At 64.0% G+C, this 25639-nt stretch carries 19 protein-coding genes; 8 read left to right on the plus strand and 11 right to left on the minus strand.

What is annotated here, in order from left to right; translation table 11 throughout:
• The 4 genes from J7E82_RS11070 to sufU all read left to right on the plus strand — a co-directional run bounded on the left by J7E82_RS11070 (position 1) and on the right by sufU (position 5687).
• The gene (locus tag J7E82_RS11070) at positions 1-2679 is read left to right on the plus strand and encodes a LuxR C-terminal-related transcriptional regulator (RefSeq protein WP_214862663.1); all 2679 of its coding nucleotides are present in this window, start codon (positions 1-3) and stop codon (positions 2677-2679) included.
• Between the two features lie 620 nt (positions 2680-3299).
• Complete coding sequence (locus tag J7E82_RS11075; RefSeq protein ID WP_214862664.1) at positions 3300-3761, plus strand: adenylyltransferase/cytidyltransferase family protein; 462 nt, start codon at positions 3300-3302, stop codon at positions 3759-3761.
• 129 nt (positions 3762-3890) lie between these two features.
• Positions 3891-5213, plus strand: a complete 1323-nt coding sequence (locus tag J7E82_RS11080) for a cysteine desulfurase (RefSeq protein WP_214862665.1) — start codon at positions 3891-3893, stop codon at positions 5211-5213.
• 9 nt (positions 5214-5222) lie between these two features.
• Complete coding sequence (gene sufU, locus J7E82_RS11085; RefSeq protein ID WP_214862666.1) at positions 5223-5687, plus strand: Fe-S cluster assembly sulfur transfer protein SufU; 465 nt, start codon at positions 5223-5225, stop codon at positions 5685-5687.
• Positions 5688-5755: 68 nt separating this feature from the next.
• Here the strand turns inward: sufU and J7E82_RS11090 are convergent, their stop codons facing one another.
• The gene (locus tag J7E82_RS11090) at positions 5756-5977 is read right to left on the minus strand and encodes an SCO4848 family membrane protein (protein WP_214862667.1); all 222 of its coding nucleotides are present in this window, start codon (positions 5975-5977) and stop codon (positions 5756-5758) included.
• Positions 5978-5983: 6 nt separating this feature from the next.
• Positions 5984-6481: a DUF2505 domain-containing protein gene (locus J7E82_RS11095; RefSeq protein WP_214862668.1), complete on the minus strand. Its 498-nt coding sequence runs from the start codon at positions 6479-6481 to the stop codon at positions 5984-5986.
• Between the two features lie 205 nt (positions 6482-6686).
• Between J7E82_RS11095 and mfd the strand changes: the two genes are divergently transcribed.
• Complete coding sequence (mfd, locus tag J7E82_RS11100; protein WP_214862669.1) at positions 6687-10343, plus strand: transcription-repair coupling factor; 3657 nt, start codon at positions 6687-6689, stop codon at positions 10341-10343.
• Between the two features lie 6 nt (positions 10344-10349).
• Positions 10350-11159: a metal-dependent hydrolase gene (locus tag J7E82_RS11105; protein ID WP_214862711.1), complete on the plus strand. Its 810-nt coding sequence runs from the start codon at positions 10350-10352 to the stop codon at positions 11157-11159.
• Between the two features lie 92 nt (positions 11160-11251).
• Here J7E82_RS11105 and J7E82_RS11110 read toward each other — a convergent pair whose 3' ends face one another.
• The 6 genes from J7E82_RS11110 to nirB all read right to left on the minus strand — a co-directional run bounded on the left by J7E82_RS11110 (position 11252) and on the right by nirB (position 18347).
• Complete coding sequence (locus tag J7E82_RS11110; RefSeq protein WP_214862670.1) at positions 11252-11515, minus strand: hypothetical protein; 264 nt, start codon at positions 11513-11515, stop codon at positions 11252-11254.
• Between the two features lie 52 nt (positions 11516-11567).
• Positions 11568-12263, minus strand: a complete 696-nt coding sequence (gene deoC, locus J7E82_RS11115) for a deoxyribose-phosphate aldolase (RefSeq protein ID WP_214862671.1) — start codon at positions 12261-12263, stop codon at positions 11568-11570.
• 103 nt (positions 12264-12366) lie between these two features.
• A complete protein-coding gene (locus J7E82_RS11120; protein ID WP_214862672.1) occupies positions 12367-13227 on the minus strand; it encodes an FAD-dependent oxidoreductase in 861 nt (286 codons plus the stop codon).
• Between the two features lie 259 nt (positions 13228-13486).
• Positions 13487-14674, minus strand: coding sequence for a uroporphyrinogen-III synthase (locus tag J7E82_RS11125; protein WP_251041763.1), 1188 nt, complete (start codon positions 14672-14674; stop codon positions 13487-13489).
• Positions 14675-14685: 11 nt separating this feature from the next.
• Positions 14686-15720, minus strand: coding sequence for a uroporphyrinogen-III C-methyltransferase (gene cobA, locus J7E82_RS11130; protein ID WP_214862673.1), 1035 nt, complete (start codon positions 15718-15720; stop codon positions 14686-14688).
• 8 nt (positions 15721-15728) lie between these two features.
• Positions 15729-18347: a nitrite reductase large subunit NirB gene (gene nirB, locus J7E82_RS11135; RefSeq protein WP_214862674.1), complete on the minus strand. Its 2619-nt coding sequence runs from the start codon at positions 18345-18347 to the stop codon at positions 15729-15731.
• A 280-nt stretch (positions 18348-18627) separates the two neighbouring features.
• Between nirB and nirD the strand changes: the two genes are divergently transcribed.
• Positions 18628-18999 (plus strand): nitrite reductase small subunit NirD, encoded by a 372-nt coding sequence (nirD, locus tag J7E82_RS11140; RefSeq protein WP_214862675.1) that lies wholly within the window; start codon positions 18628-18630, stop codon positions 18997-18999.
• A gap of 166 nt (positions 19000-19165) precedes the next feature.
• Here the strand turns inward: nirD and J7E82_RS11145 are convergent, their stop codons facing one another.
• The 3 genes from J7E82_RS11145 to J7E82_RS11155 all read right to left on the minus strand — a co-directional run bounded on the left by J7E82_RS11145 (position 19166) and on the right by J7E82_RS11155 (position 24019).
• Positions 19166-20923: a phospho-sugar mutase gene (locus J7E82_RS11145; RefSeq protein WP_214862676.1), complete on the minus strand. Its 1758-nt coding sequence runs from the start codon at positions 20921-20923 to the stop codon at positions 19166-19168.
• A 183-nt stretch (positions 20924-21106) separates the two neighbouring features.
• Entirely contained in the window at positions 21107-22711 is a 1605-nt protein-coding gene (locus J7E82_RS11150) for a glycoside hydrolase family 68 protein (RefSeq protein WP_214862677.1), read from the minus strand.
• A gap of 507 nt (positions 22712-23218) precedes the next feature.
• Positions 23219-24019, minus strand: a complete 801-nt coding sequence (locus tag J7E82_RS11155; protein ID WP_214862678.1) for a purine-nucleoside phosphorylase — start codon at positions 24017-24019, stop codon at positions 23219-23221.
• A 131-nt stretch (positions 24020-24150) separates the two neighbouring features.
• Between J7E82_RS11155 and J7E82_RS11160 the strand changes: the two genes are divergently transcribed.
• A complete protein-coding gene (locus tag J7E82_RS11160) occupies positions 24151-25566 on the plus strand; it encodes an NAD(P)H-quinone dehydrogenase (RefSeq protein WP_214862679.1) in 1416 nt (471 codons plus the stop codon).
• Positions 25567-25639: the final 73 nt, after the last annotated feature.

The raw sequence follows: 25639 nt of genomic DNA on the forward strand, positions 1-25639 counted from the left end.
ATGGATGCCGGATCCCGCGGCCTGGCGGATGTAAATCCTGTCCGTTCCCATCCCTTGGTGGGCCGCAAAGAGTACATTGACGCCGCCGTCGGGGCCCTTCGCGGTGGTTCCACCGGCGCCGTCCTCCTCGTGGCGGAGGCCGGTTTGGGTAAGTCGGTCCTCGCGGAGAGCATAGCGTCAACGCTTGCCGACGAAATGATCGTGATGCGGGTGCACGGCAGCCCATCCCTGTCGAATGTCCCCTACGGGGTGCTGGCTCCCTACCTCGTTGACCTGCCCGATGATCCCACCAATTCCCAGATCGCCATTCTTCGAGCATTCTGGGCCCAGTTTGAACGGCTACGGGCAGGAAGGGACCTGCCGCTGCTCCTGGTCGTGGATGATGCCCACGAACTGGACGAGGCTACGGCCAACGTGATCGTCGATCTCATCACAGCGAACTGGGCGAAAGTGGTTGCTTCCTGTCGGCCCCGCCCAGGACTGCCGCCAGCCATGATGCAGCTGTGGTACGACAGCATGGCGGAGCGCTTTGAGCTGGAGCCGTTAACCCGGCAGAGTATCGGCGAGATCATCGAACACACGCTTGGAGCCCAAGTCCTGGCAAGCACCGTCCACATGTTCTGGACTGCATCGGAGGGCAATCCGCTCATCCTGAATTGCCTCATCCGGGATGCCCTCGAGGAAGGGGTGCTTGTCAGGAAAGACGGCGTGTGGCTCCTCACGGGGCGGCTCACCGCTGACGGCCCGGCACTGAAAGACCTGGTGCGCAACCAGCTCCTGCGCAGGACGTCCGTGGAGCGGGAGGCGCTGAAGATGATCGCCCTCGCCGAGCCCGTTGGCCTGAATGCCCTCGAAGCAACAGCCGGGGCGGACATGGTCCAGGCACTTGTCGAGAGCCAACTAGTGGCGGTGGAAGACGACGGCGAAACGAATCTCTGCCTGCGGTATCCGGTCTTTGGCGAGGCGATCAGGAGTATGGTCTCCGCTTCCAGGAGCCTCCAGCTGCGCCAGCAGCTCAGCAGCTACGTCGACCGCCAGCCGGCATCCGAGGCGTCCAGGCTGAGGATGGTTCGCTGGTCGCTTGATGCAGGCATGACCGTGCCCGAGCGGCAGCTGCTCAGCGCGGCCCGGCAGGCGGCGCAGAGTTTTCAGAACATTGCCGCCGTTAACCTGGCAGCCCGGATCCACGACGGCGCCCTCCGCCCGGCGGCACGGTCCGTCGCCGCGAGAGCCCAATTCAATGCCGGCCGCTACACTGAGGCGCTCCGCTCAATCGAGGCCGGGAGTCACTTCAGTGGTGTGGTTACTGCCACTGCAGGAGAAGTCCTCCTGCAACTGAACATCCAGCATTGCCTTGGACCGGGGCACCACCCGCCCTTGTCCGATATTGCCGTGCTTCGCGACGCCGCCCTGCAGAGGGAGAGCACCGACGAGGCCGTGCGGGGCTTGTATGCCCTTGACCTGGCCGGGGAGTTTGGCCTTCTTGGGGCAGCCCTCGACGAGCTGGAAGAAGTGCTGCTGAGGGGAGCCGAGGGATCGGAAGCAGATTCGCTTGCGATGTTCCTGCTGGCCATGCGGTCCGATGTCCAGTGTGCGCAGGGCGATCCTGTAGCAGCGCAGGCCACGTTGGAGAAGGCAGGCGCGCACTTGGGAAACCATCCCGGGGAGCTGTTCTTCTTTCCGGAATTCCTGATGTTCCGGCGTGCCTCCGCCCTGTTGGACGCCGGTGAATGGCGGGAGGCCGAGAGGCTCCTCTCCGACTATGAAGAGACAGCTGGTGCCGCGTTGCTGACCTTCGGCGGCAGCATCGAGTACTTGAGGGGAATTTCCTTGTTCCGGCAAGGCCGCCTTGATCAGTCCTTCAGCGTCCTCCGGCCGGCCGTAGAAGCGTTGCGAACGAATGATCCCCTGCAGCTCCTCGCCCCTGCCCTGGCAGTCGCGAGCTATTCAGCGGCAAGGTCCGGAGAGGTTCAGCAGGCACAAAGACTGCTGGATCAGTCGGCGGAGCTCGGCAGCCAGGGGACTGAAACGACGTCGGCCTTCGCGGACATGTTTACTGCGGCGGCCCGGGACGCACTGGTCAGAGGCGGCTCTGGCCTGGCTGAGCTCCGTGACATCCTCTCCCGGAGCGGGACTGCTCTTCCGGCGTCGACCGAACTTCAAGGATTGTCCCTCTGGCTTGAGCTTGACGGCGGGGAGGCAACTCAAGCAATTGAGGACCTGACTGCCGGCATGGCGGGGCGCTGGGCCAAGGCCTGGAACCTCTATGCGTCTGCACGCACAATCGTCGATCCCGTTGACTGCCTTGACGCTGCGGAGACCATCCACGGCCTTGGCACACTGCGGCTTGCCAGGGATTGTTTTGCCCGTGCGGCCGGACTTTACGAAGCCGCCGGGGACAGGCTTGGTGCCAGGCAGGCAATGGCACGGCGTGACCACTGCGAGCGAGCGCTCGGGGAGCGGCCCGGCTCCGAATCCCAGTCGGCACCCCTACCCGCCGTCATGCTGACGCGCAGGGAAAGGGACATTGTTACGCTGGCCGTCGAGGGGCTCACTGACCGCCAAATCGCAGAACGGCTGATGGTGTCGGTGCGGACGGTTGAAGGACATCTTTACCGCAGTTACGCCAAGCTGGGCATCCGGAGTCGCGAGGAGCTGCGTGGAGCTGCCGGGCTCTGAGCCCCGGACAAGAATTTCCCAACAAGAATTTCCCAACAAGAATTCCCGACAAGAATTTCCCGGGAACGGTGTACGCACCCCTGCCTGAACGGTTAACTGAGTAGCTCCAGCTACGCCCCATGGTCAATGCGGCGACTGAATCAAACAAGCTGAGTACAGCCAAGTGTCCTTCCCGGGTGGACCGAAACATGTGAGTACCGTTACGTAGCTAGCCCCCTCGAAGGCCCTTTTGAAGACGAGTAGGCGCTACGGATGCGCGCCGGACCGCCACGCGGTTGACTGAATATGTCAACTTGAAACGGGCAAGAAGGTCTCAGGATGCGTATTACCCCAGCTGGATTTGGCAACGGCCCCAGGCCGATGTGCTCCAGCTTTGCGCATCACTTCCTATGGCCCACTTTTCACAGGACACCTCGACTTGAATTAGTTCTTGAATCACTCCGGGTTCCACGTACTGGTCTCGACCGGTGCCCTGCCATGACAGGCAGCGGCACCCCCAGGACGGAGCCGGCGGCGTTAGAGTCTTCTGAGACCAAGGCTCTACCCCCAGCCGCCGCCGGCTCCCCAAACCTCCTTCCAGGCAGTGGCTGCGTCCTGAATCACCGAAAGGACGCCTCGGCATGGACCTCAAAGTAGCGTACGTGCCAGGCGCTTTCGACTTGTTCCATGTGGGCCACCTGAACGTCCTGAACTATGCCAAGAGCCGTTGCCACTATCTGATCGCCGGCGTAGTGTCCGACGAGATCCTGGAACAGGTTAAGGGCCGCCCGTCGGTGGTTCCGCTCGCGGAACGCATGGAGATCGTGCGAAACGTCGGCTACGTGGACATGGTGTTTGCCGAAACAGTCCGGGACGAAATGCAGGTGTGGGAAGAGCTCAGGTTCAACATGTTCTTCAAGGGTGATGACTGGAGGGGCACCCCGGAAGGCCGGCGACTTGAGGAGTCTTTCACGGCTGTGGGCGTCGAGGTCGTGTACCTTCCTCCTGCTGTCCACACCTCCAGTACGGCACTCCGAACTGAGCTGGGACTCATAGTGGAGCCGATCAAAACGGGATCATGGACCCAGGGAAGCTGGTTGTGATTCACAGAAGATTCACAAACGGCCTTTCGGGTTATGGGATAATTAGGTTCAGTTATTGTGACCTAATTAGCCAGGCTCCGGCAGTCGGCAAATTGGGCCGCTGTCCGTGCCGACACAGGAGCCCCTGCCGTGGTCGCTACACCTGCCCATCTCCTCCCCTCTGTTGGCCTCCCCTCGGCGGCACAGTTGGGAAACGAAGAGGTCCTTCGCATCCGCAATGACTTCCCGATCCTCCAGCAGCCGGTTAACGGGATGCCGCTTGTGTACCTGGATTCCGGCGCGACGTCGCAGAACCCGCTCAGCGTGATCGAGTCGGAGCAGGAGTTCTACGAGCAGCGGAACTCGGCCGTGCATCGTGGCGCCCATTTCCTGGCCGTGGAAGCGACCGAAGGCTTCGAGGACGCACGTGCCACTGTGGCATCCTTCATCGTAGCCGATTGGGACGAGGTGGTGTGGACGTCCAACGCCACAGAGGGGCTGAACCTTCTTAGCTATTCGTTCCTCAACGCTTCCTTGCCGGGAGCAGCTCCGGAAGCCGCGCAGTTCGCCTTGGGTTCGGGGGACGAAATCGTGGTGACGGAAATGGAGCATCACGCCAACCTGATTCCCTGGCAGCAGTTGGCGCAGCGCACTGGTGCCATCGTCCGGTACATTCCCGTCGACGATCACGGCGTGCTGGACCTGGAAGCTGCCGAAAGCATCGTGGGACCCCGCACGCGCATCCTGGCCTTCACGCACGCCTCCAACGTCCTGGGGACCATCAACCCGGTCGAGCGCCTGGTCCGCCTGGCCCATGGCGTGGGCGCGCTCGTAGTGCTCGACGCGTGCCAGTCGGCGCCGCACATGCCCCTGGACGTGAAGGACCTTGACGTCGACTTCGCCGTGCTGTCCGGCCACAAGATGCTGGCCCCTACCGGCGTCGGCGTGCTTTACGGCAAGTCGGAGCTGCTCAATGCAATGCCCCCGTTCCTCACGGGCGGTTCCATGATCACCACCGTCACAATGGAGAAAGCGGAATTCCTCCCGTCGCCGCAGCGCTTCGAGGCGGGCACGCAGAAGATATCGCAGGCAATTGCCCTGGCGTCGGCCGCCAACTACCTGACGGAGACCGGCATGGGCCGGATCCACGAATGGGAGTCAGTGCTGGGCATGCGCCTCGTGGAGGGCCTCGCCAGTATTCCGGGCGTCCGGGTCCTCGGCCCGGAGGCCGGCGTAGAACGGCTGGGGCTGGCGTCTTTCGACGTCGAGGGTGTCCACGCGCACGACGTCGGACAGTTCCTGGACAGCAGGGGTATCGCCGTTCGGGTGGGCCACCACTGCGCACAGCCGCTGCATCGCCGCTACGGGCTGACGGCCACCACCCGTGCCAGCACGTATCTTTACAACACCACCGACGACGTCGACGCCCTCCTTGAGGGTGTTGCCGCGGTCCGTGGATACTTCGGAGCGTAAGGAAGCGGCATGGGCCTCGAACAGCTGTACCAGCAGGTTATCCTCGACCATTCAAAGAGCAGGCACGGCAGCGGACTGGCCTCGACTGCAGCTCCGGAAGGAGCGGCGTCAGGGCAGTCGCATCAGCTGAACCCTGTGTGCGGAGACGAGATCACCGTCCGGGTTGCGGTGAGTGACGGGCATGTCAGCCAGATTCGCTGGGACGGGGCGGGCTGTTCCATCTCCATGGCTTCGGCCTCGGTGCTGTCCGATCTTGCGGAGGGTATGGAGATCGGTGAGTTCACCGGCGTCATCGCCACGTTCAGGGATATGCTGCGGTCCCGCGGGAAGGTGACCGCGGACCCCGAGGTCCTAGGGGACGCGGCAGCGTTCGAAGGTGTCTCACGCTACGCTGCGCGGGTCAAGTGCGCCATGATTTCCTGGGTGGCCGCGGAGGATGCGCTGGGCCAGGCAGTCTCAAAGTCCGGTAAATAGCCGGCCCCTGTTCCGCGAGTTCCTTGAGGAGCTCATCAAGTAACTCGCGGAACGGGGCGTTGCATAACCTAGGGCAGCAGGGCCGCTATCCCGATCCCCGCCGTTGCGACCCCCAGGACCATTGAAATGGTCACGAGCACAACATGGACGGTCAGGAATTTCGTGGCCTTGCCTGAGGCGTCATGGGCGCGCGGATCCTTCAAGACGCGCCGAAGGAACTGCGGCCACACCACGAGGGACCAGACGCCGGCAATGACCAGGATCCAGGACAGGGCTGCAGGCAGCTCCACCGGGCTTTAGTGGCTTTCCAGCCAGGCCTGGGCCTGCTGGGACTGGATGTTCAGCGCCTTGCCCACCATCGGCTCTGCGGCTTCGGCAATCTTTCCGCCGAGGAACGGCACGGACGAGGTTACGTTGCCTTCCAGCTCCACGCGGGTGCTGCCGCCCTCAGCCACCAAACGCTGGATGGCCGAGACGTCCAAGGGAGCGCCGGAAATCTTCAGGGCGATGTCAGTGACGCGGGAACCGTCGGCTGCCGGAGCCTCCCACTTCTCCGTCTGGGTCACCGTGAGTTTCTCGCCGACGAACTTGCGGGCGATCTCCGGCAGGCGGGTGGTGGGAAGGGTGCGCACCGTGATGGTGGTGAACGCACCAGCGACGTCGCCCTCGATCGCGAAGGATTCCAGGGTGCCGCCAACGTATTCGCTGGTGTGGCGAAGGAAATCTTCATCGACGAATGTTGCTGTGACGCGGTCAACGCTGTGCGGCAGGGTTGTGGATGCACTCAGGGCCATGGGTCCTCCGTGTAAGTCAGGCTTGGGGCTTTATTAGCAACCAACATCCTACGGGTTATGGCCGGTGATGCCCGCCACGGGACTCTTCGAGGGGTAGGGGCGGGGTAATCTGGAACGACCCGGGGTTTGTTCGAAAAATTCCGGGCATTTGTGTTGCCCGCCCAGCACCCACCCTAGGAGTTTGAGCCATGAGGGAGTCTCAGCCATGAGCCTCAACGGTCTGCGCCGCGCTTTGGCGGAGGACGCGACGTTCGCGCGTGTCCGGACGGAAGCGGCCCGAAGCTTCGACGGGCGCAGCAACGACTACCAGATCAGCGCCCCTCCCGGCCTGCGGGCTGCCCTTTTGGCGGAGATGGCTGACGGGCTGGAAGCGGAGGGGCGGGCCGAAGGCGCCGCACCGGTGGTGTTGGCAGTGACGGCCACGGGACGGGAAGCCGAAGACCTCACAGCGGCCTTGGGTGCCTATCTCCCGGCCGACGCCGTGGCGGCCTTCCCGAGCTGGGAGACCCTTCCGCACGAACGGCTCTCGCCGCGCTCCGACACAGTGGGCCGCAGACTATCCGTGCTGCGCCGCCTGGCGCACCCCGAATCCTCGACGGCGTCCGGCTTCCCGCAGCCGCTCCGCGTGGTGGTCGCTCCCGTTCGCGCCGTGGTCCAGCCGATCGTGGCCGGGCTGGGGGATCTGGTCCCCGTCACTTTGAAGGTGCGGCAGGAGAGGCCCTTTTCCGAGGTGGTCCGGAGCCTCGCCGATGCGGCCTATGCACGCGTGGACATGGTGACCCACCGCGGTGAGTTCGCGGTCCGCGGCGGAATCCTGGACGTCTTCCCTCCCACCGAGGACCATCCTGTCCGGGTGGAGTTCTTCGGCGATGAAGTAGACCAGATGCGGTGGTTCGCCGTGGCCGACCAGCGCTCGCTGTCCGGCCCGGCCGTGCACCACCCCACCGAGCTCCATGCACCTCCCTGCCGGGAAATCCTGATCACACCGTCGGTGATGTCCCGTGCCGCCAAACTCAAGGCGGAAATGCCAGCAGCGGCCGACATGCTGGAGAAAATCGCCGGCGGCATCGCCGTTGAGGGCATGGAGTCACTGGCTCCCGTGCTGGTGGACGCCATGGTGCCCTTCGTCGAACAACTGCCGGCCGGCTCCATTTCCGTGATCATCGAACCGGAAAAGGTCCGCACCCGTGCCCACGACCTCGCAGCCACTAACGAGGAGTTCCTCGAGGCAGCGTGGTCCACTGCCTCCGACGGCGGCTCCGCTCCGCTTGATCTCCTCTCCGGACATTCGACCGACCTCCATGCAGCCAGCTTCCGCTCCCTCAGGGACACACGCAGCGCCGCACTCGGCCACGAAGTGTCCTGGTGGTCCATTACGTCCCTCGCCACGGATGAGGACCTCGTCCTGGACATCGACGTCTTGAACCTGCATGCGCGGGAACCCAGGGGCTATCAGGGCGATGTGGCCGAAATGCTAGACTTCATCGGCTCGCACGTCAGGGACCAGTGGCGGATTGTGGTGGCCACCGACGGTCCCGGTCCAGCTCAGCGCCTCGCCGAGCTGTTCCACGACGCCGACATCCCCTGCAGTCGGGTGGAATCCCTGGAGAAGGAGCCGCAGGCAGGCCTCATCGAGGTGACCACTGCCGCCGTCGGACGCGGTTTTGTCCTGGACGGGCTCAAACTGGCGCTGCTCACTGAAGCAGACCTGCTGGGCCGCACCTCGGCCAGTTCCACGAAGGACATGCGGCGCATGCCGTCCAAGCGCCGGAACGCCGTGGATCCGCTGCAGCTGCACGCCGGCGACTTCGTGGTGCACGAACAGCACGGTATCGGTAAGTTCGTGGAGTTGATCCAGCGGAAGGTCGCGGGCGGCTCAAAGGATTCTGAAGGCGTCCGCGAATACCTCGTCCTGGAGTATGCGGCATCGAAGCGGGGCGCGCCCGGGGACCGTTTGTTCGTTCCCACGGACCAGCTGGACCAGGTGACCCGCTATGTAGGCGGTGACACGCCGTCGCTGAGCAAGATGGGCGGCGCGGACTGGGCGAGCACCAAGTCCAAGGCGCGCAAGGCCGTCAAGGAAATCGCCGGCGAGCTCATCCGTCTGTACTCGGCACGCATGGCCTCCCGCGGCTTCGCCTTCAGTACGGATACTCCCTGGCAGCGTGAGCTGGAGGATGCGTTCCCCTACGTCGAGACGCCGGACCAGCTGACCACGATCAACGAGGTCAAGGCCGACATGGAGCGGGAGATTCCCATGGACCGGCTGGTCTCGGGCGACGTCGGCTACGGCAAGACGGAGATTGCCGTGCGGGCTGCGTTCAAGGCGGTCCAGGACGGCAAGCAGGTGGCCGTGCTGGTTCCCACCACGCTCCTCGCGCAGCAGCATTATGAGACCTTCACGGAGCGGTTCTCCGGATTTCCGCTTCGGGTCAAGCCGTTGTCCCGTTTCCAGGGCACCAAGGAGGCCAAGGAAACCTCCGAGGGCGTGAAGAACGGCTCAGTCGACGTCGTCATCGGAACGCATCGTCTGCTGTCCAAGGAGTTCGAATTCAAGGACCTTGGCCTGGTGATCGTGGATGAGGAACAGCGTTTCGGCGTGGAGCACAAGGAAGCGCTGAAGAAGATGCGCACCAACGTGGACGTCCTGGCGATGAGTGCTACCCCGATCCCGCGTACCCTCGAGATGTCCCTGACCGGCATCCGCGAAACATCCACGCTGGCCACGCCGCCGGAGGAACGCCACCCGGTGCTGACATATGTCGGCCCGTACACGGACAAGCAGACCTCCGCCGCGATCCGGCGTGAACTCATGCGTGAGGGTCAGGTGTTTTTCGTCCACAACCGCGTCTCCTCCATTGAGCGCGTAGCAGCCCAGCTCCGGGAACTCGTGCCCGAGGCCCGGATTGAGGTTGCCCACGGACAAATGTCCGAGAGCCGCCTTGAAAAGATCATCGTGGACTTCTGGGAGAAGCGCTTTGATGTCCTGGTGTGCACTACCATCATCGAAACCGGCCTGGACATCTCCAACGCCAACACCCTGATTGTGGACGGTGCGGACAAGTACGGACTCTCGCAGCTGCACCAGCTCCGAGGCCGTGTGGGTCGCGGACGCGAACGGGCCTACGCCTATTTCCTGTACCCGTCGGAGAAGCCGCTCGGCGAGGTCGCTTTGGAACGGCTCAAGGCCGTGGCGTCGCACAATGAGCTTGGCGCCGGGATGCAGCTGGCCATGAAGGACCTGGAAATCCGTGGCGCCGGAAACCTGTTGGGCGGCGAGCAGTCAGGCCACATCCAGGGTGTCGGCTTCGACCTCTATATCCGCCTGGTGGGCGAGGCCGTGGCTGATTACCGCGGTGAGGCTGAGGAGAAGGCCGCCGACATGAAGATCGAGCTGCCCGTCAACGCGCACCTGCCGCATGACTACGTTCCGGGGGAGCGGCTCCGGCTCGAGGCCTACCGCAAGCTCGCCGCCGCTACCACCAATGAGGGCATCGACGAGGTGCTGGCCGAGCTCGTGGACCGCTACGGCGAGCCGCCGCAGCCTGTACAGAACCTGATCGCCGTCGCCCGCTTCCGGGTGGGTGCCCGCGAGGCCGGACTGACCGACGTCGCACTCCAAGGCAACTTCATTCGGTTCTCTCCGGCGCAGCTGCCCGAATCCAAGGTCATGCGCCTGAACCGCATGTACCCGGGGTCCCAGGCCAAGCCGGCGCTGGACGCCGTCCTGGTTCCCAAGCCCAAGACTGCCAGGATTGGCGGACGGGACCTTCAGGATGCCGAGATCCTCGAGTGGGCCAACAATGTGATCGCTGCCGTCTTCTCGGACGCGACTGTTTCCGCCGTACCGGCTGGCGGCTAAGCCGTGATGGGGGGACACCACGCCGCGTCTGGAGCCGCGGCGTGGGTAGCCATTGCCTCGACCGGCCCCTACACCCTGGGCTGGTATCCGCTGGACGCCACCGGGATCCTGATCGGCGGTATGACGACGGCGGGCACCGCCCTGGTCTGCGACTGGGACCACCGCCACAGCACTGTGGCGCACTCGCTGCCCCCGGTGTCCAATGTGGTGGCGGCCGGAATCGAGAAGCTTAGCGGCGGGCACCGCCAGGGCACGCACTCGCTCCTGGGCGCCTCTGTGTTTGTGGTCCTCGCGGCGGTTGCCTCTCAGTTCCAGGTTTCGACGGCGGTCGGGACGCTTTCGGTCGGCGCCGGCGTGCTGTGCATGCTCATGATCAACCTGGCGGCGAAGGCGCTCAAGCTCTTCCCGAAATCCGGCTGGATCAGCAACTGGATCTTCGCCCTTGTGATGGCGGGACTGGTGACGTGGTTCGCCCCGGAACAGTGGAGTTGGCTGCCGTTGTCCATGCTCGCGGGCGTGGTGGTGCACATCGTGGGAGACCTCGTGACAACCGGGGGAGTACCCCTGCTCTGGCCGATCGTCATCAAGCCACCGAAGTTCTGGCGGAAGATTCCCGTGCTGAACGATATCTGGAGGTCCAACGGGGCATTGTCCGTGCCGCTGCTGGGCAGGGCAGGCTCCAAACGGGAGTGGCTGGTCCTGATTCCGGTCAGCGGCTACGCGATGGTTGGCCTGTGCGTGGCTGCCTGGTCACTGGCAGAGTCCCACGTTCCAGCGGCGACCGCGCTGCTCAAGAGCCTTGTGGGGATGCTTTAGCGCGCCTCGTTAAGCAACTGACTCGCAGTTGTGGTCGTTAAAACTCGTCTTAACGACCACAACTGCGAGCCAGTTGGGTAAATGCGTGAGTCTTAGCTTTCGCCAGCGGAGTCTGAGCGGCCAAGGATGGTCTGCGGGATCCAGAAGGCCAGGGCGAACAGGACGAGGCAGACTGCCATAGGCCACGGGTTGTCCAGCGTCAGGAAGGACAGGGAGTAGATGGCGCCGAGGAACAGCGCGATCATGATCGCGAAGATGGCCAGGCTCGAGGCGAGGCTGTTCTCGTTCTCGACGGGCGTGCTGACTGAGTTCCTGGACGTTGATTCGTTCCTGGACGCTGCTTCGTTCCTGGACATTGATTCCTCCTCGGCCCCGCGGGGCTCAAACTGTGGCGGCTGCGGGCGCTCGTCAGTAGGCGGATGAACCTTGTTCACCCTTTGCTTCACCGCCGACGATGGCAATTCCGGAGCTGGCGCCAATACGTGTTGCACCTGCAGCAATCATAGCCTGAGCGTCGGCGAGGGATCGCACTCCGCCCGATGCCTTGACGCCCATGTCCGGGCCGACAGTGCTTCGCATCAGCGCAATGTCCTCGACGGTGGCACCTCCGCCGTTGAAGCCCGTGGAGGTCTTGACGAAGTCCGCGCCTGCCTCGACCGCCGCTTCACATGCGAGAACCTTCTGTTCATCGCTCAACAGGGCGGTCTCGATGATCACCTTGAGGATGGCCTCACCTGCATGGACAGCCTCGGCGACAGCCGTAATGTCGTCTACCAAGGTTCCCTTGTCGTTGGCGCGTGCGGCGGCGATGTTGATCACCATGTCGATCTCGTCGGCTCCGTCCAGCGCGGCGCCTCGCGCTTCAAAGGCCTTGACGTCGCTGGGGGTGGCTCCGAACGGAAAACCCACCACTGAACACGTCAGGACCCCCGTGCCTTTGAGGGCTTTGACCACGGTCTTCACCCACACGGGATTCACGCACACCGACTTGAAGCGGTACTCGGCCGCCTCGGCACAGAGCTTGAGGATTTCGGCTTCGCTGGCCTCGGGCTTGAGCAGGGTGTGGTCGATGTAGGAGGCGATCGTGGCGGCGTCGATGCTCATGGCGGTCCTTCCGTGGCGGGCCTTGTGGGCTAGGGATGCCGCGTTGATCACGGCTCGTCAGGTGACCATCTTGCCACAGGGAAAATGGGCCACATCGAATACCCTAGGCAGCCACCTGCGGCCGGTCGGCCAACTGGCCGCTCTCTTCGAGCAGGCGCGCCGAGCAAATCCCGGCTGCCGCCTCGGCGGACACCATGAGGCCAAGCCGGACGCCGTCGAACGACGCCGCGTCCCCGATGGCCCAGATTCCCGAAACCGTGGTGCTGAAGTCCTTGGCCACGGCGATTCCGCCGCCAGGTGCGGTGCGCAGTCCGGCGCTGAGCGCCAGCTCGTCCTTCGGCGACCGTTCCTCTGCCAAAACTACGAGGTCGGCGTTCATCCTGCTGCCGTCCTCAAACAGGATTCCCGCGGCCGGCAGCACGGAGCCTGCCACGGTGGGGACGACGGCGGCAGGCCGCTCAGTTGTCCGGATGGGGCGGACACCGCGGGCCCGAAGAACGGCCTCGGCCTGACCTGCGCTCGGGCCTGTACCCACCAGGATTCCCAAGGGGCGTCGGCCCAAAACCCGCGTGACCTCCTTGACGGCCTTGCCGATCCCGGCGGCATCGTCAACGGTGGAGTAGCTGAGGCAGCGGGTGGCACCCTCGACAGGGGGAAGGGCCGGGGCCGCACCGGTAGCGATCACGAGCAGGTCATAGCGGAACTCCATGCCGTCGGCGGTGGTGACGCTGTGCCCTTCCGGGTCGATGAACGCCGCTGGCTGCCCGAAGCGGACGGACACCTGCGGGAGGGCGGCCAGCTGGAGCAGCTCTTCGGTGCAGTCGTCCCTGTTGCTCAGGACGGTGATGCTGCCGGTGAAGCCTTTGCGGTCCAACTGCCGCACCAGGGCCTGGGCGGATTGCCCCGCACCGGCGATGACGATACGTGTTGGATTGGGTGCCGTGGTGGATGCGGTGGCGGACATGGGAGTGGCCCTTTCGCTGGATTGACCTGGTGGGTACGTGCTTGGCTCCAGCGTAGGGGCGCGGTTTTTCGGCGGTGTTTCCCCGTTGTTGCCCTCCGGGGACTGGCCGTTCGCTGATGTTTACCGGCCGGTAATAACGTGCATCACACTTAGTGGTCGGGGCGTCCTGTCCACTCATGAAAATGCCCCGCACCAGCACAGTGCTGGCACGAGGCATTCGCACTGACTCTTGGCTGGCAGGCGGACATGCCAGGCGGACTCAGACGCGGATCCGGTACCCCCGCTTGACGACTGTCTCGACGAGTTTTCCGTCAGGCAACGAGGACCGCAGTCGGCTTACCGTCATGTCCAGCGCATGGACGGAGCCGCGCAGTTCCAGGAGTTCGGACAAGGACTCCCGGGACAGCACCGCGCCGCCGGCGCCCAGGAGGGCCCGGAGCAACAGCAGGGGCGCGGGAGCCAGGTCCACCGCCTCGCCATTGATCCGCAGTGAGCGGCCTCGCAGCTCGATGTTTCCGCTGCGGGTGTCAAGCCTGCGGACGTGGTTCAGGGCCAGGTGCTCGCAGACGAGGCGGATCAGGGCGCCCATCCGGTAGCGCTCCGGAATCAGGGGAGTGAGTCCGGCGTCGACCAGTGGCTGCGCGGTGACCGGGCCGACGGCGGCAACAGTAACGGTGCCCTTGAGGCTCTCAATCAGCTGGCGGTACATGCCCATCTCGTGGGCTGTGCTCCACATGGCGTCCACGGCGGGCGCGCTGGTGAAGGTTAGGACATCCAGGTTTCCGCTGCATACGGCTTCGATCAGGCGGGGCAGCCTGTCCTCGCCGTCGGGCTTGACCCAGCGGTACGGCGTCACGGTCAGCACATTGGCTCCCGACATCCGGAGCCGCTCAAGCTGCCGCACATCGGTGTAGCCGTGAAGCTGCACCGCCACGGTCTTTCCCCGGACGCCCTCGGCCAGGAGCATGTCCACCAGCGTGGCGGTGGTCTCGTCACTGCTGATTCCGACGTCGGCAAGCCCGGCTGCGCGCACGGCGCCCCGTGCCTTGGGGCCACGGACGAACATCCGGCAGGCGGACAGCGTCTCGAGGAGCTGCTCGCCGATTCCGAAGGAGTCCGCAGCCTCACACCAGCGGCGCATCCCGTAGGCCGTCGTCGCGATGCAGATGTCCGGCTGGGCGGTGATGATGGCACGCGTGTCTTCGATCAGCCGTACGTCCTCCTGGACCGGCGCGATTTTCAGCGCCGGTGCATGCAGGACTTCAGCGCCACGGCGCTCCAGGGCTTCAATGAGGTCCCGGGAGCGTCGATGGGAAGTAACGCCGATGCGGAAACCATCCAGGGGGGCTTCCACCGGATCGAGTGCGGCGGTCTCCTGTGGGGCAGATGCCTGCAGGGCCGCGGCGGGCGCCGCGACCTCTGCAGGAAGTGTCTTAACAAGGCTCATGGAATTTCCTTTCACGCCTCCAACAGGGAAGCCGCCAGGCGGTCGAGATCGGCCGCCGCTTCGGCATGATTGCGGTTGGCTTCAGCCACCCGAACCACCTCGCCAATCACCAGGACAGCGGGGTTGCTGCAGTCCGTCGCCGCAGTAACGATGCTTCCAAGGTCGGCAATGGTGGTGCGCTGCCCGGGACGGTAACCGCGTTCGACCACAGCCATAGGCATGTCAGCTTGCATGCCTGCTCGGCGAAGACCTGCTGCGAGCTGGGGAAGCGTGCCGATACCCATCAGGATAACGATGGTTCCGCCGAGGCCCGCGAGGTGCTTGTGTTCCTTTTCCGTCAGCGGGGCATGACCGGAGACCACGGTGAACATGTGGCTGACTTCGCGATGGGTTACGGGGATTCCTGCCGCGGCAGGCACTGAGATGGCGCTCGTAACACCGGAAACCACGCGAACCGGGACGTTGGCGGCAACGCAGGCAGCTACTTCTTCGCCGCCCCGGCCGAAGACATAAGGGTCTCCGCCCTTGAGCCTGACCACGTTCTTGCCGGTCAGGGCTGCCTCGACCATGAGCTTTTCGATGTCGCGCTGGCCGACCTTGTGGTGGCCCGGCGTCTTGCCGACATCCACGAGCTCTCCGCTGGTCAGCCTTGTCAGCTCGCTGCAGGGGGCCAGCCGGTCATAGAAGACGACGTCGGCATCCCGGAGCGCGTTCACTGCTCCCACCGTGAGCAGATCCACCGTGCCGGGGCCGCCGCCCACCAGGGTGACGTGTCCCTCCGGTCCCGCCGGCGGTTCAACTGATACCGGGATGCCAGCCTCGCGGCAGCGCTGAAGCAGCGCGTCCCAGCCGGGTTCGCCGTCGTCCACTGCCGCCACCAGGAACGGACGCTCGGGCAAGGGACCGTCATTCGGGCCGCCGTCGGGAACGCTCAGGCGATAGACGATGGCGCCGGCTGCCTGGTAACGGCGTACTGCCTGCCGGGCGGACTTTTCCGAACCTGTGACCAGTACTTCACGGCCGTTGAGGTCGATGTTGAGCTGCATGGCTACCCCTATTCGCTGCTGGACCGTACCGGAATGCTGGAGGCGATGAGCACGCCGCCCTTTTCCTCGTTCGTGGCGGGACGGATCTGTCCGCGCTCCGGAACGAAGGAGATCGATTCGTCTTTCTGGTTCGGGGCGTTCACGAAGGAGCGGAAGCGGCGCAGGCGCTCCGGATCCTTCAGGGTCTCGGCCCACTCGTCCTGGTAGTTGTCGACGTGCTTCGCCATGGCTGCCTCAAGGTCTTCGGCGATGCCCAGGGAATCGGTGACCACTACGTCTTCCACGTGCTTCAGGCCGCCGTCGAGCTCTTCCTGCCAGCGGGCCGTGCGCTGCAGGCGGTCGGCAGTGCGGATGTAGTACATCAGGTAACGGTCGATGTACTTGATCAGGGTTTCGTCGTCCAGGTCCTTGGCCAGGAGCTGGGCGTGGGCGGGGGTAGCTCCACCGTTGCCGCCGACGTACAGGTTCCAGCCATCGGCCGTGGCGATGACGCCGACGTCCTTGCCGCGGGCCTCAGCGCATTCACGGGCACAGCCGGACACGCCCATCTTGAGCTTGTGGGGGCTGCGGAGGCCGCGGTATCGCAGCTCCAGGTTGATGGCCATGGCCACAGAGTCCTGGACGCCGAACCGGCACCAGGTGGAACCGACGCAGGACTTCACCGTGCGCAGGCTCTTGCCGTAGGCCTGGCCGGATTCGAAGCCGGCTTCCACCAGTTCCTTCCAGATTTCCGGAAGCTGCTCGAGGCGGGCACCGAACATGTCGATCCGCTGGCCGCCGGTGATCTTGGTGTAGAGGCCGTACTTTTCAGCGACGGCGGCAATGACGCCAAGGCCCTTCGGGGTGATCTCGCCGCCGGCGATGCGCGGGACCACCGAGTAGGTGCCGTCCTTCTGCATGTTGGCCAGTGCGCGGTCGTTGGTGTCCTGCAGGGTGCCGCGGCCGGCATCCAGGACGTAGGCGGAGTGCTGGCTTGCGAGGATGGAGGCGATGGTGGGCTTGCAGATATCGCAGCCGGCGCCGGTGCCGTACTTGGCCATGATCTCTTCGAAAGAGGTCAGTTCCAGGACCCGGATGGCATCGAACAGTTCCTGGCGGGAGAGTTCGATGTGCTCGCAGAGGGCCTTGGAGACCTCGACGCCGGACTTGGTCAGCTCGCTTTCCAGCAGCTTCTTCAGCATCGGGACACAGGAACCACAGCTGGTTCCGGCGCGCGTGCAGCCCTTCAGTTCGCCGAGTTCCTGGACGGGAGCGCTGCCCTCGCAGGCGCCGCAACCGTTGATGTTGTCGCGGATGGTTCCGGCGGTGACGTTGTTGCAGGAGCAGAGGATCGCGTCGTCCGGAAGTTCGGTTTCCGGAGCGTCGCCGCCGCCGGCAGCCGTGAGGTAGGCGCCCGGCTCGCCGGGAAGCTCGCGGCCCAGAAGCGGACGGAGGCTGGTGTAGGGGGTGGCGTCGCCGACGAAGATGCCGCCCAGGAGGGTCTTGGCGTCGTCGGTCGTGACAACCTTCTGGTAGACGCCGCGGGCAGGGTCGGCGTAGACGATCTCAAGGGAGTGCTCGGTCTTCGCAAAAGCGTCACCGAAGCTGGCGACGTCCACACCGGAGAGCTTGAGCTTGGTGGCGGTGTCGAAACCGGGGAACGTCGCTTGGCCGCCGTGGAGGCGGTCTGCGACGATTTCGGCCATGGTGTTGGCCGGTGCGACCAGGCCCAGGCACATGCCGCCGTAGTTGGCCACTTCGCCGATTGCCCAGATTCCGGGAACTTCGGTGGCGCAGTAGTCATTGATCACGACGCCGCCGCGCTGGCCCAGGCTGAAGAGCGGCTCCTCGCCCTCCGCCGGCCGGAAGAGTTCATCGCGCGGCCGGACGCCAATTGCGACGATCACGATGTCAGCGTCGATGATGCGCTCGTCAGCCATCAGGACACCGGTAACCTGGCCCTCTTCGTCAGTCAATACTTCCGAAGGGAAGACGCCGCCGTGGATTTCGAAGCCCTTGGCTTTGATGAGGCGGCTCATTGCCTGACCCGCGCCCTCATCCAGCTGTGTGGCCATCAGCCACTGCGCACCGTCGATGACGATCGGGGTAGCGCCCAGCTGCTCGGTACCAGCTGCGGACTCGAGTCCGAGCAGCCCGCCACCGATGGTGACGGCCTTAACCTTGCGGCCCAATTTCTCGCCCAGCTCGGCGATGGCCTTGTTAATGGCCCACACGTCTTCGAGCGTGCGGTAAACGTGGGTGTGCTCGGCGCCGGGGATGGGGAGTCGGGCGGCATTAGAACCCGTTGCGACTACCAGGTCGTCGTATTCGTACTTGTTGCCAGCGGCCGTGAGGACGGTCTTGGCAACGGGGTCGATCTTGACGGCACGCTCGCCAGTTTGCAGCGTCAAGGCTTCGTGCTCCCACATGGAGGCCTTGCCCAGGGTAAGGTCAACGTCGGTTTGGGTCAGGGCCTTGCTCAGCGCTACACGGTCGTAGGGAAGGTGGGCTTCTTCGGTGAGCACCGTAACCTGCCAGCCTTCAAGACCGCGGTTGTACATGGCGTCGGCGAAACGGTGGGCCGCAGGGCCGCCTCCGACGACAACGATGCGGCGCGGGTTCTCTGTACTTGAAGTGTGTCCGGTCACTGGTGGGCCTTTCGCATATGTTGCAGAAGGAGCTCCGCAACTTTGTCTATCCAGACTATGGATCAGCAGTTTCGCTTCAGTTTCCCGATTGTTTCGTGATCTTAACTTCTGCATCACGAACAGATTTCGGGGCGAGTGAGGTCTCTTTTACGAGCCGGACACATTCTTTGCATTCCAACGAAACACCGGACGCCTACCTTGATGTTGTGGCCGCAATGGCCCGGGCCTGGTTGGCGGTAGAGGTTCCGCCGGCTCAACAGGCTTAGCGAGAGGGGCTGAAATGACCGTAATTCTTGAACGCGTTGAGGGACAGGCTGCCGAAGCAGGCGCTGCCAGCTGGCACCCGGTATGCCCGGTAGACGAGCTGGAACTGGCCTGGGGAGAGGCAGCATTGATCGAGGGACGCCAGATTGCGCTGTTCCGTATCGCTCCCGGGGAGGTCTTTGCCGTGACCCAGCAGGATCCCGCCACCCTGGCCAATGTCATGGCCCGCGGCATCATCGGATCCCGGGGCAGCCGTCCCACGATTGCCTCGCCGCTGCACAAGGAGGTCTACGACCTCGAGACAGGCGAATGCTTTACCAACCCTGAACTGAGCCTCGCGACTTACCAGACCCGCGTGGTTGACGGTTACCTTGAGGTAGCTGTCTAGGCAGTAGTTTCCGCCGCTTCCCGGCTTTCCGGTGCTTCCTGACTTTAGGGGGCGGCAAATTCAACCTCCAACGCTCATGCTGGCCGGCTCCGAATTCGGAGCCGGCCAGAGGCGTTTCCGGCCCAGCTTGTTTCCGGCTTTGTTTCCGGCCGGTTTTGGCCGAGCGCTAGAGGCCGAGCGCCTCGCGGACGTCCGCAAGGACGCGGTCCAGTGCTGAGCGGGCCGCCAGGCGCGCCTCCGGAACTTCCGCCGCCGACTCGAGCGGAATGATGACTTCCAGATAGCACTTGAGTTTCGGCTCGGTGCCGCTGGGCCTGATGATAACGCGGCTCTGGTCGCGCGTGAGATAGAGCAGCCCGTCCGTTGGCGGGAGCTTCTCGCTTCCCTCGGCCAGGTCGGTGAAGCTGTCGACGGCGGAGCCGCCAAACGATTCGGGCGGATTGACCCTGAGCCTGTTCATCATGGCATCCAGCAGCCCAAGGTCCGCTACACGGATGCTGAGCTGGTCGCTCGCATGCAGCCCATGGATCAGATACAACTCATCCAGTGTGTCAAAAATGGTCTTGCCGGCCTCCTTGGCGGTGGCGGCGAGCTCCGCGATGAGGACTGCCGCGGAGATTCCGTCCTTGTCCCGCACCAACTCCGGGGCTACGCAGTAGCCAAGGGCCTCTTCGTAGCCGTACACGAGCCCCGGAACCCTGGAGATCCACTTGAAACCGGTCAGCGTTTCCTCGTGGGCGTAACCGGCGGCGGCCGCAATCCGGGACAGTAGGCGGGACGAAACAATGGAGTTGGCGAAGACTCCGCCGGCAGGATCTGTTCCGCGCGCAGCCAGCCGCGCCGCAATGTGCGCGCCGAGCAGTGCTCCCACTTCATCGCCCCGGAGCATGCGCCAGGCACCCGTTCCTGGATCTCCGCTTCCGGGATCCAAAGCGGCAACCGCCACCCGATCGGCGTCGGGATCATTGGCCAAAACCAGGTCTGCTCCGGTCCTTGCAGCAGTCTCGAGCGCGAGGTCGAGGGCACCTGGCTCCTCCGGATTCGGGAAGCTCACCGTGGGGAATTCGGGATCCGGCGCGGCCTGTTCGGCAACCACGGTGACATCTTTGAAACCTGCGGCGTTAAGTACTGACACCGCGGTCTCCCCGCCGACGCCATGCATGGGGGTCAGGACGATCTTCAGCTCGCGTGCCTTGAAGTTCTTTGCGTCCGCCAGGGCAGCTACTGCCGCCTCATAATCCGTGGCAATGGATTCGGGGAGCACAGTCCAACCGCCTGTGGCGAGCTCGATCGAATCGACGCTGCCCACTGCGGAAATCCGGGCCGCGATCCTGGCATCGAGGGGCGCGACAATCTGGGCGCCCCTGCCGCTTTCCTCGACGGCACGACCGCCCAGATAGACCTTATAACCGTTGTCTTGCGGGGGATTGTGGCTGGCAGTCACCATGACGCCGCCGTCGCAGTCCAGGGCCTTCACCGCGTAGGCAAGCAAGGGCGTGGGCAGCGCGGAGGGCATGAGGAAGGTTTCGATCCCGGCGGCGGTGAAGATCGCAGCGCTCTCTTCAGCGAAAATGTCCGAGTTGTGGCGGGCGTCGTAACCGACGACGGCTCGGGGCCGGGTACCGGGGGCAGCAGTGGCCAGGGTGTCAAGCAGGAAGTCGGCGAAACCTGCGGCCGCCCGGCGCACCACCACGCGGTTCATACGGTTTGGGCCGGGGCCGAGGGCTGCCCGCAGACCGGCGGTGCCAAATTGAAGAGTACCGCTGAAGCTGTCGGCGAGCTGCTGCCGGGCGGCAGGAATACCGCTGACGGCAAGTTCGGTGAGTTCGGCAAGAGCGGCGGCGGTGCTTGGATCCGGGTCCAGGGAAGCCCATTCCCTGGCTTCGCTGATCAGCTGGGTAAATTCGGGATCCGTGGAAGTCATAACGATAAAACTATCGTCAAACGGCGTCGAACTCCCGCCTGGGCGGACATCGATACGGTCACAGAACGGTATTACGGGGGCCGGAACGGGAGGTGAACCGCGCTGGGCTAGGAGGTAAACGGCGCCGGGCCGGCAGCATTGTGTGCTGCCGGCCCGGCGGTAATGAAATGAGGAATTTTGTTCCTACTTGTAGAGGCCCTCGCCACCGACGCGGACGTTCGTGGGAAGGTAGCCGAACGGGCCAAGCCCGTCCTGGCCGAAGCTGCGGTCAACCTGGGTCACGCCATCCTTGAAGTTGATCTTCACAGTGGGAGACAGGGAGCCGCCGCGGACACCGTTGACGTTGTCGATGAATGACTGCACCAAGCCGTTAGGCTGCACATAGTGCGAGTATGCCTGGAACTGGCGGCCGTTCTGCTGGCCAGAGATGGTCCCGCTCGGGTTGTTGGCCGGCAGGTTCAGGTCCGTTGGCGAGCCGAGCGCGAGGCCGGAGTTGTTCACCGGCTGGAAGTCGGAACGAACGCCGTCGCCGACGAAGCCGTAAACGCCGTCCGGGCCACGCATGCCGTCTGCATAGGTGAACTGGTGGCTGATCGTGTACAGGTAGTACTTGTTCTTGCCGTTTTCGTTCTGGATGAAGATCTGGGGACGCTCAGTCTGGTCGTTGACGCAGTTGGCGGACAGGATCGGCGGCAGGAACTTCCACTTGGTCAGGTCCTTGTTCTCGGCTACGGCCAGGCCAACGTTGCCGGTCTGGTAGAAGGCGCCGGTCTTCGTGTTGACGTCCGCGACCGTCTCGGCATGCTGGTCGCCCGGGCGGTAACCCAGGTCGTCTTCGGTGCAGCGGTACTCGCCGCGGTTGCCGGCGGTGTTGCCCTCGAAGACCATGAAGGTCTTGCCCGGGTGGGCCGGATCCTCGAACGTGAACGGGTCGCGGAAGGCAAAGCCCGGGTTCTGGTCCTTGGTCTGGTACATCTTTCCATCCGGCTCGAGGAGCTTGGTGTGCTCGAAGCCGTCGAAGGTGACGCCGTTCTGGTCGGCGTGGATGTTGCCGAGGGCCTTTGCGATGGCGGCGTCCGGGGCGATGCCGCCGCCGCCCGCGTTGCGCTCGGCAACGTCGTAGAACGTGGTCGCGGTGTAGAACACGTTCACGTGGTTGCCCTGCATCAGGCGGGTGGAGCCCGACCATTCGGTGTTGCCGACGGAGGTGTTGTCCAGGAACAGGTGTCCGCCGTAGTTCCACTTGTCCTTAGTCGGGTCGGCGTTGGTCTTGCGGAAGAAGTAGCCGATACGGGCGTTCCAGTGGCGCTGGTCGAAGCCATAGCCCGCGTGGCGGTCGGCGACGAGGGAGAAGATGACGTCCCAGCCCTTGTAGCTGATCTGGTTCGCGTTCTCGTCAGTCAGGGACCAGGTGTCCCAGACCCAGACGTCATCGTTCATAGCGGGGAAATCCTCGGGGATTTCCGGCATGGTGATGTCGGGGCTCATGGAGTTCTCGCCAGGCGCAACGTTGGGGTTGCTCTGGGCCATGATCTGGCGGGCGTCCGCACGGGTCCACTTGGCCGTGAAATCAGCCGCAGGGTCGAACGCCTGCTGGGAGTGCTCGGTCGGCAGGGCGAATCCGGGGGTGGGCGCCGGCATGTCGTTCGACGGCGGATCGGCCGGGATGTTTGCCTGTGCTGCCGGGGAGGCCAGCAGCGCGGCGGCGGCCACGCTGGCAGCAGCTGCCACGGAGACAGCCTGCCTCAGACGGCGGCGGGGCCGTGTTGGGGTTGAGTGAGATTTCATGCTTGCTCTTCTCGCGGAGTTTTGGATATTTCGTGGAAGATCGGGCGCAAGCCCTTATCCGAACTCAGGCGGCCCCGACATACGCTGTTGGCGCCATCGGAGACGCCGTTGTGTCGGGTGCTGACGGCCCCTTCTGGGGCGCCGTCAAAGGTGGCACCGGCACGTCGACTTGCCGGGGCAATTTCAAAGCTAGGCACTCAGCGGAAGCAAAGCAAAGTGCGTTTCATGCCCATAAAACGGATGTCAGACATATTTGTGCAAGCGCTTACATTTTCATTGCGCGCGCGTGCCACGTTCTGCTCGAATCGTCAATTATTTCTCGAGCGGTATTCGATTTTGTGAAATTTAACCTTGCGTTAATCCACGCCATTGTTGACTTGACATCGGTGTCGTCAGATGCAGGACATTACGGGAAAAGTTGTTAGCGATCCCATTAAACGGCTGCCGCCGCCAGTGCCTGTTCGGCAGGAAGGTTCGAGGGTCGCGACCGCCAACCTGCGAGCGTCCCTACAGTTTGGCGATGATATTGGCCAGAAGGCCTGAAATCCGTTTGGCCGCGGCCTGTCCCGCTTCGAGGACCTCGTGGTGGCTCAGGGGAACAGGGCTGATGCCCGCGGCAAGATTGGTGACCAGCGAGATGCCGAACACCTCCATGCCGGCATGCCGGGCGGCGATAGCTTCCAGTGCAGTTGACATGCCAACCAGATCGGCACCAATCCTCTTGGCGTACTGGACCTCGGCAGGGGTCTCGTACTGCGGGCCCGCGAACTGTGCATAGACGCCCTCTTCAAGTGAGGGGTCCACTTCACGGGCGAGACTGCGAATCCTTGCCGAGTACAAGTCTGTTAAGTCGACAAAGGTTGCGCCCTCAAGGGGAGAGGCGGCCGTGAGGTTGATGTGGTCACTGATCAGCACTGGAGTTCCGGGGCTCCAGTTGTCATTAAGGCCGCCACAGCCATTGGTAAGCACCATGGTTCTGCAGCCGGCGGCAGCAGCGGTCCTGACGCCATGAACTACGGACCTCACGCCCTTGCCCTCGTAATAGTGGGTCCGTGCTCCTAGTACGAGGGCCCGCTTGCCGTCCCGGGTCAGGACTGAGCGAATAGTGCCTACGTGGCCTTCAACCGCCGGAGCCGAGAAGCCAGGGACTTCCGAGGCACTCAGGGTGGCGGTGGTGTCGCCGATGAGGTTAGCGGCCTCCCCCCAGCCCGAGCCGAGAACGAGCGCTATGTCATGGGAATCAACGCCCGTCTCGTTGGCGATATAGTCCGCCGCAGTGCGCGCTGCCTCGAAGGGATCCGTGTTCATAAGCTGTGTGTTACCCACTGGTACAAGCTACAGGGACTTCCCAGCCATTGGATAGTGACGGGAACCACCGTGGGTACTCTCACCTCGTGCTTAGTGGCAGCTAATGGGCCAATAGGCAAGAATTGTCTTTTGTGACTACGCATCCAGACTTCAACTCACCCCGAATCGCGATCCTGGGCGGAGGACCCGGAGGATATGAAGCCGCAATAGTGGCCGCTTCGCTGGGCGCGAAGGTCACCATCATCGAACGGGCCGGCCTCGGCGGCTCTGCCGTTCTGACCGACGTCGTTCCCTCCAAAACGCTCATTGCGACGGCGGACCTCATGACCCGAGTGGGTTCCGCCGGTGAATTGGGCGTCAAATTCGACGTCGAGGGCGGGGACTTCCGGCCGGGCATGCGGGCGGACCTCAAGCACATTAACAGCCGACTCCTGGGATTGACACGGGAACAGTCCGGCGACATTCGTGCCGGGCTCGAAAGCCACGGCGTCAAGGTGCTGATCGGCTCAGGCAAGCTCCTGAACGACCACACCATCGAGGTCCTCACATTGGAGGGCATGCAGACCGTGGAAGCGGACGCCATCCTGCTGACCATGGGCGCCCACCCTCGTGAGCTTCCAACAGCCCGCCCCGACGGCGAGCGGATCTTGAACTGGCAGCAGATCTATAACCTTGACGAGTTGCCCGAGGAACTGATCGTGGTGGGATCCGGCGTCACCGGCGCCGAGTTCGCTTCCGCCTACAACGGGCTGGGGTCAAAGGTCACCCTGATTTCCAGCCGGGACCAGGTGCTCCCGGGCTCCGATACCGACGCGGCCAAGGTGCTGGAGGAAGTCTTTGAGCGCCGAGGTGTGACTGTCTTGTCCCGTTCGCGTGCCGAGGCCGTTGACCGCACTGAAGACGGCGTTGTGGTGACCCTGAGTGACGGCTCAAAAGTCGAAGGAAGCCATTGCCTGATGTGCGTGGGCTCCATCCCGAACACCGCGGGAATCGGGCTCGAGGAAGCCGGGGTGGCACTGACCGAGTCGGGCCACATCAAGGTCGACGGCGTCTCCCGGACTACGGCGTCGAGTATTTACGCCGCCGGCGACTGCACGGGAATCCTGCCACTGGCCTCCGTGGCCGCCATGCAGGGACGCATCGCGATCGCGCATTTCCTCGGTGACACCGTAAAGCCGCTCAAGCTGAACCAGGTGGCCTCGAACATCTTCACATCGCCGGAGATCGCCTCTGTGGGCGTTTCAGAGGCCGACGTGGAGTCAGGCAAGTACCAGGGCGACGTGGTGAAGCTTTCGCTGCGCAGCAATGCCCGAGCCAAGATGCGCGGTACCACGGACGGTTTCGTCAAGATTATTGCCCGCAAGGGATCGGGGACCGTAATCGGCGGTGTTGTGGTTGGTTCCAATGCCTCTGAACTGATCTTCCCGATTGCCATCGCCGTGACGCACAAGCTGCACGTTGACGACGTCGCCAGCACCTTCACCGTCTACCCGTCGCTCACGGGATCCATTTCGGAAGCAGCTCGCCGCCTGCACGTGCATATGTAAGCGCAAGCGGATCTCCGCTACGAAAACGGACAGCCGCCCCGGGATCCACGGGGCGGCTGTCCAAAATCGGTGC

The sequence above is a fragment of the Arthrobacter sp. ISL-30 genome, assembly GCF_018613855.1.
Lineage (GTDB): Bacteria > Actinomycetota > Actinomycetes > Actinomycetales > Micrococcaceae > Arthrobacter.

What these genes read in the sequence shown, in the direction of transcription:
- J7E82_RS11070 (WP_214862663.1), top strand. Translation starts at nt 1, where the DNA reads ATGGATGCCGGATCCCGCGGCCTGGCGGATGTAAATCCTGTCCGTTCC.
- J7E82_RS11075 (WP_214862664.1), top strand. Translation starts at nt 3,300, where the DNA reads ATGGACCTCAAAGTAGCGTACGTGCCAGGCGCTTTCGACTTGTTCCAT.
- sufU (WP_214862666.1), top strand. Translation starts at nt 5,223, where the DNA reads ATGGGCCTCGAACAGCTGTACCAGCAGGTTATCCTCGACCATTCAAAG.
- J7E82_RS11095 (WP_214862668.1), bottom strand. Translation starts at nt 6,481, where the DNA reads ATGGCCCTGAGTGCATCCACAACCCTGCCGCACAGCGTTGACCGCGTC.
- mfd (WP_214862669.1), top strand. Translation starts at nt 6,687, where the DNA reads ATGAGCCTCAACGGTCTGCGCCGCGCTTTGGCGGAGGACGCGACGTTC.
- J7E82_RS11105 (WP_214862711.1), top strand. Translation starts at nt 10,350, where the DNA reads ATGGGGGGACACCACGCCGCGTCTGGAGCCGCGGCGTGGGTAGCCATT.
- J7E82_RS11110 (WP_214862670.1), bottom strand. Translation starts at nt 11,515, where the DNA reads ATGTCCAGGAACGAAGCAGCGTCCAGGAACGAATCAACGTCCAGGAAC.
- deoC (WP_214862671.1), bottom strand. Translation starts at nt 12,263, where the DNA reads ATGAGCATCGACGCCGCCACGATCGCCTCCTACATCGACCACACCCTG.
- J7E82_RS11120 (WP_214862672.1), bottom strand. Translation starts at nt 13,227, where the DNA reads ATGTCCGCCACCGCATCCACCACGGCACCCAATCCAACACGTATCGTC.
- J7E82_RS11125 (WP_251041763.1), bottom strand. Translation starts at nt 14,674, where the DNA reads ATGAGCCTTGTTAAGACACTTCCTGCAGAGGTCGCGGCGCCCGCCGCG.
- cobA (WP_214862673.1), bottom strand. Translation starts at nt 15,720, where the DNA reads ATGCAGCTCAACATCGACCTCAACGGCCGTGAAGTACTGGTCACAGGT.
- nirD (WP_214862675.1), top strand. Translation starts at nt 18,628, where the DNA reads ATGACCGTAATTCTTGAACGCGTTGAGGGACAGGCTGCCGAAGCAGGC.
- J7E82_RS11145 (WP_214862676.1), bottom strand. Translation starts at nt 20,923, where the DNA reads ATGACTTCCACGGATCCCGAATTTACCCAGCTGATCAGCGAAGCCAGG.
- J7E82_RS11150 (WP_214862677.1), bottom strand. Translation starts at nt 22,711, where the DNA reads ATGAAATCTCACTCAACCCCAACACGGCCCCGCCGCCGTCTGAGGCAG.
- J7E82_RS11155 (WP_214862678.1), bottom strand. Translation starts at nt 24,019, where the DNA reads ATGAACACGGATCCCTTCGAGGCAGCGCGCACTGCGGCGGACTATATC.